This is a genomic window from Kitasatospora sp. NPDC057500 (assembly GCF_042802195.1).
GTDB lineage: Bacteria > Actinomycetota > Actinomycetes > Streptomycetales > Streptomycetaceae > Kitasatospora.
In genome coordinates this window covers 1-9832 of the sequence record NZ_JBHVER010000259.1, presented here as the reverse complement: position 1 = coordinate 9832, position 9832 = coordinate 1, and the positions used below count along the sequence as shown (strand labels likewise).

At 74.9% G+C, this 9832-nt stretch carries 7 protein-coding genes; 4 read left to right on the top strand and 3 right to left on the bottom strand.

Features of this window, described 5'->3' with window-relative positions:
• Window positions 1-37: 37 nt before the first annotated feature.
• Window positions 38-2092 carry an NAD-dependent DNA ligase LigA gene (gene ligA, locus ACFU74_RS33465; RefSeq protein ID WP_380763691.1) on the bottom strand — a complete coding sequence of 685 codons (2055 nt, stop codon included), beginning with the start codon at window positions 2090-2092 and terminating at the stop codon, window positions 38-40.
• A 312-nt stretch (window positions 2093-2404) separates the two neighbouring features.
• Between ligA and ACFU74_RS33460 the strand changes: the two genes are divergently transcribed.
• Together ACFU74_RS33460 and ACFU74_RS33455 are read left to right on the top strand one after the other, a co-directional pair.
• Complete coding sequence (locus ACFU74_RS33460; protein WP_380763689.1) at window positions 2405-3883, top strand: insulinase family protein; 1479 nt, start codon at window positions 2405-2407, stop codon at window positions 3881-3883.
• Window positions 3884-4027: 144 nt separating this feature from the next.
• Entirely contained in the window at window positions 4028-5164 is a 1137-nt protein-coding gene (locus tag ACFU74_RS33455) for a barstar family protein (protein WP_380763687.1), read from the top strand.
• 59 nt (window positions 5165-5223) lie between these two features.
• On the opposite strand, the gene ACFU74_RS33450 is transcribed toward ACFU74_RS33455, so the two are convergent.
• Window positions 5224-5889 carry an ankyrin repeat domain-containing protein gene (locus ACFU74_RS33450; RefSeq protein WP_380763685.1) on the bottom strand — a complete coding sequence of 222 codons (666 nt, stop codon included), beginning with the start codon at window positions 5887-5889 and terminating at the stop codon, window positions 5224-5226.
• A gap of 119 nt (window positions 5890-6008) precedes the next feature.
• Between ACFU74_RS33450 and ACFU74_RS33445 the strand changes: the two genes are divergently transcribed.
• Complete coding sequence (locus ACFU74_RS33445; RefSeq protein WP_380763683.1) at window positions 6009-6761, top strand: hypothetical protein; 753 nt, start codon at window positions 6009-6011, stop codon at window positions 6759-6761.
• 198 nt (window positions 6762-6959) lie between these two features.
• Window positions 6960-7715: a hypothetical protein gene (locus ACFU74_RS33440; RefSeq protein WP_380763681.1), complete on the top strand. Its 756-nt coding sequence runs from the start codon at window positions 6960-6962 to the stop codon at window positions 7713-7715.
• Between the two features lie 41 nt (window positions 7716-7756).
• Here ACFU74_RS33440 and ACFU74_RS33435 read toward each other — a convergent pair whose 3' ends face one another.
• Window positions 7757-9748 carry a tetratricopeptide repeat protein gene (locus tag ACFU74_RS33435; protein WP_380763679.1) on the bottom strand — a complete coding sequence of 664 codons (1992 nt, stop codon included), beginning with the start codon at window positions 9746-9748 and terminating at the stop codon, window positions 7757-7759.
• Window positions 9749-9832: the final 84 nt, after the last annotated feature.

Sequence of the window (9832 nt, the reverse complement as noted above, 5' to 3'; positions counted from 1 at the left end):
GCTGTGCGCGGGCCCGCCCTCACGCAGTCGCCTTCGATCAATCCTGGGGAAGGTGGTCGGTGACCAGGGCGGCGAAGTCCTCGGGGGTGAGGATGCGGATGCCGAGCTCCTCGGCCTTGGCGCGCTTGGAACCCGCCTTCTCGCCGGCCACCAGGAGGGTGATGCGCTTGGAGACGGAGGAGGAGGCCTTGCCGCCCGCGCGCTCGATCAGCTCGTTCATCTCGTTGCGCGAGAGAGCGGCGAGGGCGCCGGTCATCGAGCCGGTGACGACCACGGCCTCCCCCGCCAGCGGGCCCGCCTCGCCCGCTGCCGCGGCATCGGCCCCGGCCTCACCTGTGGAGGTGGGGCGCTGCGGCTCGGTGACCTGGGTGCCGACCTGCTGGGCGGCCAGCTTGTCGAGGAGCGGGGCGAGTTCGAGGAGCTCGGCCGCGACCACCCGGGCCTTCTCGGCGCCGATGCCGGGGACCTCGGCGAGGGCCTCGGCGTCGGCGGCGCGGATGGCGGCGAGCGAGCCGAAGTGGGCGGCGATCCGGCGGGACATGGTGCGGCCGGTGCCGCGGACGCCGAGGGCGCAGACGACCCGGTTGAGCGGCCGGCTGCGGGCGGTCTCGATGGCGGCCAGCAAGTTGTCGGTGGAGGTCTCGCCCATCCGGTCCAGGGCGAGGAGCCGGTCCCGGGTCAGGGTGAAGAGGTCGGCGATGTCGGCGACCAGACCGGACTCGACCAGCTGGACGGCGCGGGTGCCGCCGAGGCCCTCGATGTCGAGCTGGTCGCGGCCGGCCGCGTAGATGACGGAGGCCACCGCCTGGCAGTTCCGGCCCCGGACGCAGCGCCAACGCTGCTCGGAGCTGTCGATCCCGTCGCCGCAGCGCGGGCAGGAGGTCGGGAACACGATCGGGGTCTCGGCGCCGGTGCGCTGGTCGACCAGCGGGGCCTCGACGCGCGGGATCACGTCGCCGGCTCTGAGGACGTAGCAGAGGTCGCCGATCATCAGGTCGCGGCGGGTGATGTCGGCCGGGTTGTGCAGGGTGGCGTAGGTGACGGTGACGCCGTCGATGACGACGGGCTCCAGCACGGCGCGCGGGGCGATGATGCCGGTGCGGCCGACGTTCCACTCCACCTCCAGCAGGCGGGTGACCTTGTGCTCGGCGGCCAGCTTGCGGGCCACCGCCCAGCGCGGGGCGCGGGAGCCGGAGCCCGCCTGGTGGCGGTCGGCGGCGGTGTCGGCCTTGACCACCACGCCGTCGATGCCGAACGGCAGGGTGCTGCGCAGGGCGGCGATCGCGTCGATCCGCTGCTGGGCGTCGTCCAGGGTCCCGCAGCGCAGCGGGGCCGCGGCGGTGCCGGCGGCCGTGTTCGCCCCCAGGGCGGCGAGGCGGGTCAGCAGGGCGCTGTGCGAGAGGTCGAGGTCCAGGCCGATGGCGTCGTAGGCGAAGAAGGTCAGCTCGATGCGGTACGGCCGGTCCTTGGCCCGCAGGGTGCCGGCCGCGCCGCTGCGCGGGTGGGCGAAGGCGGGGGCCTCGTGGGCCAGCCGGATGCGGTTGGCCTCCTCGAACTGGGCGGTCGTCAGCAGCACCTCGCCGCGCAGCTCGACGTCGATCGGCTCGGCGAGGGTGGTGGGCAGGCCGAGCACGGCGTCGGCGGTGTGGGAGATGTCCTCGCCGGCCAGGCCGTCGCCCCGGGTGAGCATCTGCACCAGCTTGCCGCCCTGGTAGCGAGCGGCCACCGCGAGGCCGTCCAGCTTGGGCTCCACGCACCAGCCGGCCACCGGGCGGCCGAGCCGCCGCTCCAGGCCGGCCGCCCAGTCGGTGAGCTCGGTGGCGTCGAAGACGTTGTCCAGCGAGAGCATCGGGACGGAGTGCGGCACGTCGCCCCGGACGGCGCCGCCGGCCACCTTGCCGGTGGGGGAGTCGGGCAGCACCTCACCGGGGTGGGCGTCCTCGTAGGCGGCGATGGCGCGCAGCAGCGCGTCGTACTCGTCGTCGCCGAGCGGGGTGGAGCCGTCGGTGTAGTACGCGGCCGAGGCCGCGACGGCGGTGGCGACCGCGTCGGCGTAGCCGGCGGGCGAGAGCGGGGAGGTGGTGTCCGTCATGGGAGCATCATCCTGACCAGCACTGACAATTCGAACGACCGGTTCCGCATCGGCTGCTGCGCGCCGGTGCGGCGGCCCGGCTTGCGGGTCGTTCGGGGGCCGGCTCCTGACAGCGCCGCAGGCGAGCAGATCGGTGCCGGGAGCGGACGTCCACCGACTCGTCGAGGCCGACGGCGGCCGGTCCGGTCCGCCGCGCGTGGCGCAGCCGGCGGCGGCGGTGCCGCGCACATTCAGGTCCGACACGGCACCGTCGAGCAGCCGCAACCCACGGCTCCCGTGCAGTCGATAAATCGATGATTGTATGCTCGCCCGATGCATCACGACCGCATTGACGGCGTCCCCGTCATCTGGACCGAGACGCCCGGTCCGCTCGAAGCCACCCTGATGTTCGGCTGCGGGCTCCAGGACGAGACCTTCCGCACCCTCGGGGTGACGCACCTGGTCGAGCACCTGGCGATGAGTACGCTGCCCCGGCTGCACTTCGAGCACAATGCCTCGGTCAGCCTCACGCTCACCGACTTCACCTGCACCGGCCGCCCGGAGCAGGTCGTCGACTTCCTCGCCCGCGTCTGCGCCGCCCTCACCGACCTGCCCCTGGGGCGGATCGAGCAGGAGGCCGGAGTGCTGGCGGCCGAGGGCAGCGGCACGGCCGACCCGGTCACCGCGGAACTGCTGTCGATCCGCTACGGCACGCAGGGCCTCGGCCTGGCCTCCTTCAACGGCCCCGGCGCCGACCGCATCCCGCTGGAGGCCGTGCGGGAGACCGTCGCCCGTCACTTCCACGCCGGCAACGCCGTCCTCGCCCTCACCGGCCCGCCGCCCGAGGGCCTGCGCCTCCCGCTGCCGCCCGGTCCCCGCACCACCCGCGCCCCGCACCCCGCCCCGCGCACCACCCGCTCGTCCTGGCACCGGGCCGATGTGCCCGGCCCCGGCCTGCTGCTCTCCTGCGACCTCAACGACCAGGCGATGCTGCTCGCCGCCCACGTGCTCAGCCAGCGCCTGACCGACACCGTCCGGCACCAGCACGGCCTCAGCTACGACGTCGGCGGCAGCGCCGTCTACGTCGGCCCCGGCCGGGGCGAGCGCAGCATCCACCTCGACGTCCGCGAGGGCCAGGAGAAGCGGGTCGCCGAACTGCTCTGGCAGGAGGCCGTCCGCCTCGCCACCGAGGAGCCCACCGAGGCCGAGCTCGCCGAGGAACGCGAGGGCGCCCGGGAGTACCTGACCGACCCGCGCACCGCCGACATGGAGGTCGTCGAACGCGCGGCCGACCTGCTGCTCGGCGAGACCCACCTCGACTCGGAGACCAAGCTCGCCCTGCAGGCCGGGGCGACCCCGGCCCAGGTGCGGGAGGCGTTCGCGGCGGCGATGGAGTCGGCGCTGCTGCTGGTGCCGTGCGCAGTGGAGCAGTTGACCCTCGGCCGGCCCGACGGATCGGGACTTCCCGCCGGCGGCTGCTCCGAGCGCACCGAGCTGCCGGCCGGGCCGCAGTACCGGCCGCCGCTGCTCACCCGGGCGCGGTTCGGCGCGGCGCGCAAGGTCCGGCTGGTGGTGAACGCCGACGGCGCGTGGTGGCAGGACGAGGAGGGCGTGATCCACGGCTTCCCGTACTCCGAGGTGGTCGGCGTCGAGGTCCACGAGGGCGCCCTCGTCCTCCAGGGCCGCGGCAACTGCTACGTCCCGGTGGTCCCGGACCTCTTCTCCGGCCTCGGCCCGGCCATCGCCACCGTCGAGGCAGCCGTCCCGGAGGCCCTGCGCTACCCGGTCTCGGCCCTGCGCGCCACGGGGTGATCCGAAAATTCGCTTGGCGGGCCGTCGGCCGGGTGCTATGAACACGGAGTGACTTCCCGGCCCACGACGCGGGTGAAGGCTGCTCATTTCTCCGGAGGTCTGTTGCGCATCGCGAATCGCGCCGAATGGAACCGGGGCTTTCCGGTGAAGTACCTCCTGGTCCAGGAGGACGAGGACGGTGAGGAGCGGCTCTGGGGGAGGTGCGCGGGCATCGAGGGGTTGTTCGTCGAGCCGGTTCCGCTGCCACGGGAGGTGCTCACCCTGCGCGGGTACCGCCCCGGCGGTCTCCTCGGCGATGTCCTGGCCGGGCCCGGCGGCTCGCTCCAGGGGCTGGGCGACATGTGCGTCGAGGTCTGGGACGACGAGACGCCCGTGCAGTGGTTCACCCTCGTCGATGCGGTCGTGGTGGCCCATCGGCCCCACCCGGCCGACCCGGAGCGGTACGACGTCGTGCTCGGTGCCGGTGTCAGGTGCGAGGAGAGCTTCTTCGGACTGCCCGCGACGCCGCGCTTCGAGCTCTTCGCGGGGACGGCGTCCGCGGTGACCGGTGCAGGCCGGTGCTCGGCCGTGGACGGACTGTTCGAGGAGCGGGCGGACCCGGCCCCCGTTCCGATCGAGCTGATCGGCTGCGAACCCGCGGAGCCCCTGCTCGCGGCGCTGCGACGACCCCGCCGGTCGGAACGGGCGTGGGCCTACCTCCTGGTGCTGGACCGCCGTGGCGCCGTGATGGCCTCGCGCACCGTGGGCCTGGCCGTCACCGGAGCACGGCCGTCCGTGCTCGGCGGCGCACTCGTCGACATCACCCTCACCGACGGCGGGGCCGACCGCCCGCCGCCGGCGGCCCGCCCGGTCTGGGCGCAGTGGTACCAGGGCCCACCGGCAGCACCCAACCTGTGGGCGCCGTACGGCTCCCGGGGCAGGGCCGCGTGGCTCGACCTCAGCACCCGTGACTGGCGGGTGCCCGCGCCCCGGCCGGACCGATCCGGCGGCGAGTACCACCTCGACGGCCGGTTCGTGACGGACGTCCCCGGCCTGTACTGCGCGCTCGCCGAGGCCCTCCTCGGACCCGGCCGCTACTTCGGCCGGGAGTGGAACGCCCTGAAGGACTGCCTGGGCGGTGGATTCGGAGTGGCCCCGCCCTTCACCCTGACCTGGCACGACTCCGAAGTCGCGCGCCGCGCACTGGCCGACGTCCTGATAGATCCGGAGAGCGGGCTCTCCTACTTCGAGGAGATCGTGCGACTCCTCGAATGCTGCGGCGTCACGGTCGTTCTCCGGTAGGCGCGGGCAGGCACCCGCCGGACCCCTCTCCGCATCCGCGTCGACCCTCGCCGGATCGGCTACCAGCCGGACTCGGTCAGCGTGCAGCCGTCCGGGGTGATGTGGTGCGTCCGGCCGGAGTGGCCGACGATCCGGCAGTGGCTCCGCACCACCAGGCGCCGGCCGGCCCGCACCTCCTCCAACTGGATGCCGAAGCCTCCGTACATGCCGGGCACCCTGAACCACAGCGCCGCGTCCGGCAGTTCGGTCAGGACGCTCGCCTGCGGAAGCACCAGGGCCGTCGTGACGCCGAAGTCCTCCGTCCGGACCCGGATCAGCGCGTGCAGGAAGTGCTGCATCGCCCGCAGGTCCGCCTCCGGCACCCGGTGCAGCGGTGCCGGCTCCAGCAGCGGCAGCAGGGCGGCGTGGCCGAGGCGGGTCGCGACGTCGACGGGGCGCTCGTCGTCCGCGGAGCGCAGGGTGCGCCAGGCGCCGGCCGTCAGCAGCCTCTCGACCACCTCGGCCGGGGCGTTGTGCCAGGCGGCCTGGTGCAACGGCGCCCAACCGCTGCGGCCCGCCACGCGCCGGGTGTTGACCAGGTCCGCCGACTTCTCCGCCGACCTCTCCACCGCGGCCAGCACCGCGGCCCAGTCACCCCGGTGGGCGGCATCGGACAGCCGGTCGCGCTCCGCCTGGTGCTCGTCGTCGTAGACGCCGCGCTCGCCCACACCGTCCCACTCGGCCATGCCGCCCCCTCGCTCCCACGTGCTGCGCATCGTAGCCGTCGCGCGGCCGGCCGGACCCGGGCGCGGCGCCGCTCGACCGCGGACCCCGCCTGTCGTACCCCTGTGCCAGACTGCCCGTCATGCAGGCCGACCTGGAACTTCTGCGCGACCTGATCGCCACCACGCCGGGGATCGTCACCCGGCCGGGCCGTGGCCGTCCGGAGGCCGTGATCCATGGGGCGGAGGCCGCCACCGGGCCGCTGCCGCGCTCGTACCGGTGGTGGCTGGCCGCGTACGGGGAGGGCTCGCTGCGCGGGTGCCCGATCGCCACGGTGGAGCCGGTGGAGGGCCTCGGCGAACCAGGGCTCACCGAGGGGTGGTCCGGCGGGGACCGGCTCTGGTTCCACGAGGACGACGACCACGAGCGTTACGGATTCGCCCTCGACCGGGCGGTGGACGGGGAGTGGCCGGTCGTCGTGCGGAGCCGCTTCACCGGTGGGGAGCAGGCGGTCGCCGACTCCTTCGCCGGGTTCCTCACGGTGTGGACGGCGCTCGCCGCCGGGCTGCGGGAGGGGCCGAACCCGGCCGTCGCCCGCCTGTGGCGCGCCACCCCCGGACTCCGGCTGCCGGACGGCGGCACGCTGTTCGGGCCGCACACCTCCGGCGCCCGCAACGCGGCCTGGGAGGTGCCGGCGCACGCGCCCCACTGGGTCCTGGTCGGCGAGGACGGCGGCGGAGCGGGCCTGTTCATGCGCCGCCACGGCCGGGACCGCTCCTCCCTGTACCGGCTCGCGCCCGGCGCCCTGGGGGGCGGTGTCGCGGAGCAGGGGGAGCTCCTGGGCGCCGACCTCTTCGACTGGCTCGACCGGCTCGACGGGTCCCCGCGCAGCTGAGACCGGGCGGGCCGGCGAGCTCGGCGGTGGGTGCACCGCGGGGTGGTGGTTGCCGGCCGACGCCGATGTTCACCGGTGCGGGGGCGGAGTTGCCCGGATTCCCCGCGCGAGCCGACCGGCATCCGTACCATCGGCGGGGCTCGGGGCGCCGGGGCAGGGTGTGGGCCAGTGGGACCGTGGGACCGTGGGAGGGGATCGATGGGGCCTGTGGGCTGGATTCTGGTGGTCGTGCTGTCGGTCGGCACCGCGGTGATCTGGCTGATGCTGCGCTATCCCGGAGGATGGCGGTACACCTTCGGCGAGGAGTACGCCGAGGACCGGCGCGACCTGGACGGCGCGCGCAGCAGGCTCCGCGCGCTGGAGCGCGAGGCCCGCCGTGAGCGCGACGCCGCCCGGGGCGAGGTCGAGGCGGCCGTGCGCGCCCATGGTGACCGGGTCGGCCGGGCCAGGGCGCACCTGGCCCGGCTCCGAGCACCGGACCGCGGCGATCTGCGGTCCTCGCTCCTGGGCAGCCTGCGGCTGTACGAGCACGCGCTGGAGGTGACGGCGGACGGTCTCACCTCGGAGTACCCGCTGGACGAGATCTCGGTTCGCGACGAGTACTCGTCCAAGGCCGGCCACGTCTACGTGGCGCTCCCGACCGGCCGCCGGCAGATGGTGTCCGTCCCGTTGGAAGAGGTGTCCGAGGCCGAGGTGCGGCAGTTCGTCGTCGAGGTCTTCAACGCCTCCGCCGACGCCAAGGTGGCGAAGGCGGAACGGCAGGCGCTCGTGCCGCAGGCCGAGGACGCCCTGCGCGAGGCGATCGCCGACACTGCCCGTCAGGAGGAGGCCCGGCGCCGGCAGAGCGAACTGGTGGCCCGGCAGGAGTCGGACACGCGCATTCCCCGGGCACGCCGCGAGTGGGACGCGGCCCGGGACCGGTGGCAGCAGCTGACGGGCCGGCGACCGGAGTAGCGTGCGGGCACACGCCCCGAGGGCCGACCGCCGGGGCGTGGTCAGGCGCTCGGGGGAGGGGCGCAGGCGGCGCGTTCGCGGAGGAGGTCTGCGCGCAGGTCGGGGTCGGGGCCGGGGGTGGTGGTGAGGGCGCGGGTGAAGTCCTCGGCGGCGGCGGCCTCGTTGCCGAGCCGGCGGTGGGCCAGGCCGCGGTTGTAGAGGGCGACGGGGTCGGGGTCCAGGGCGATGGCCCGGTCGAGGTCGGCGACGGCGCCGGGGACGTCGCCTTGTTCGAAGCGGACCGTCGCGCGGTTGGTCCAGGCGGTCGGCAGGTCGGGGGCGCACTCGACGGCCCGGGTGAGCAGCGCCTCGGCCTCGGGGAGTCGGCCGCGTTCGGACTCCACCACGCCGAGCGCGCAGAGCAGGTGCGGCTGGCCGGGGGACAGCCGCAGGCCCGCGAGGGCGTCGCGTTCGGCGAGGTCGAGTTCACCGGCGTCCAGGTGGAGGCCGGCCCGGTTGACCAGCGCGTCGAGGTGGTCGGGCTCGATCCGCAGGGCCCGGTCGAGGTCGGCCAGGGCCGCCTCGGGCAGGCCGAGGTCGGTGTGGGTCCCGGCGCGGTTGCAGTACGCCTCGGGAAGGTGCGGACCGAGGCGGATCGCGGTGCCGTAGTCGGCGATCGCGGCGTCCGGCCGTCCGGTGGCCCGGTGGAGGGCGGCCCGGTCGACGTAGTACTCCGCGTTCTGCGGGTCCTGTGCGATCACCGTGTCGAGGTCGGCGAGCGCGCGGGCCGGATCGCCCAGCGCGAGGTGCAGTTGGGCCCGGTTGTGCACCAGCCGGGCGCGGTCCTGGGGGCGTTCGCCGGGTGCCAGGGTCTCGGCGAGCCGTGCGATCCCGTCCTCGACCGTCCGCAGCGCCGCCGCGTGGTCGCCGGCGCGGCTGTCCAGCAGGGCCAGGCCCTGGCGGTGGAACACGGTGGTGACGGTGCGTTCGCGCGGGTCCTCGAACTGTTCGGCGAGTGCGACAGCGCGGTCCAGCCAGGCGCGGGCGGCGGTGAGGTCACGGGCGGGCGCCGGCAGGTGGCGGACGTGGAGCATGGCGGTGGAGTAGGCCGCGGACAGGTGGATCCTCGGCTCGTCGGTGACCTGCCGGGCGTGGTCGTAGAGCGCGAGCGCCTCGGCCGGGCGGTCCAGGGCGGTCAGCGCGGTGGCCAGCATGGTGGTGAAGGCCCACCAGTTCCGGGTGTCCCCGGTCGGGGTGACCAGCGACAGTCCGCGCTCCGCGAGCCGGACGGCGTGCTCGTAGAAGCCGCTCTGCAGGGCGAGGCCGAGCGCGGTGCGCAGCGCTTCGACGCCGTCGGTGGTGGGGCGGGTGCCGCGTTCGCGGTGGTACGGGATCGCGCCCAGCTGCCAGGACCACTCGCCGGTCGCGGCGAGTTCGTCGGCGCGCGCGTCGTGCCAGGCGGGGTCGTGGACCGCGGCGTCGTCGTCGGTGCCGGTGCCCTCGGCGGGGGTGGTGGTGGCCGGGTGGGGCTGGGCGTACTCGGCGACGGTCGCCGCGAGCGCGGTGGGCAGCGAAGCGCCGCCGATGTACAGCCTCAGCCGGGAGGGGTCGACGCGTCGCAGCAGCACGTCGACGAGTTCGACGGTGGTGGCGTCCGCCTCGTCCAGCCCGTCGAGCAGGACGGCGGCGGGCGGCTGGTGACCTGTCGACCAGGCGGCGACGAATTCGCCGATCCCGTACGCGAGGTGGCGGGTGCGCCGGGCCGGGTGGAACCTGATCTGGACGTCCGCGACATCCAGGGCCGCGACGGCCTCGTCGGCCCACGGCATGTCGGGCCTCAAGTCCCGGACGGCGCAGAGGAGCTCGACCTGGTGCCGGACGACCAGCGGGGAGCGCCCCTGGTCGAGGACGAGGCGGCGGACGAACTCGCCGACTCCGCCGTAGGGGCCGCGGTGCCGGACCCGGCAGTCGAAGGAGCCCAGGAGCCCTTCGGCTCCGGCGGCCGCCGCGAGTCGGTCCTGGGCGAGCGGGGCTTCCAGCCAGACGTGTCGCATGATCGACTCATCTCCTCCTCGTGCCGGTGTGCCCGTCGCGGGCTGCCGCTCCCGGGCGTCGGCTGCCGGGTGGCGCGCCAGGGC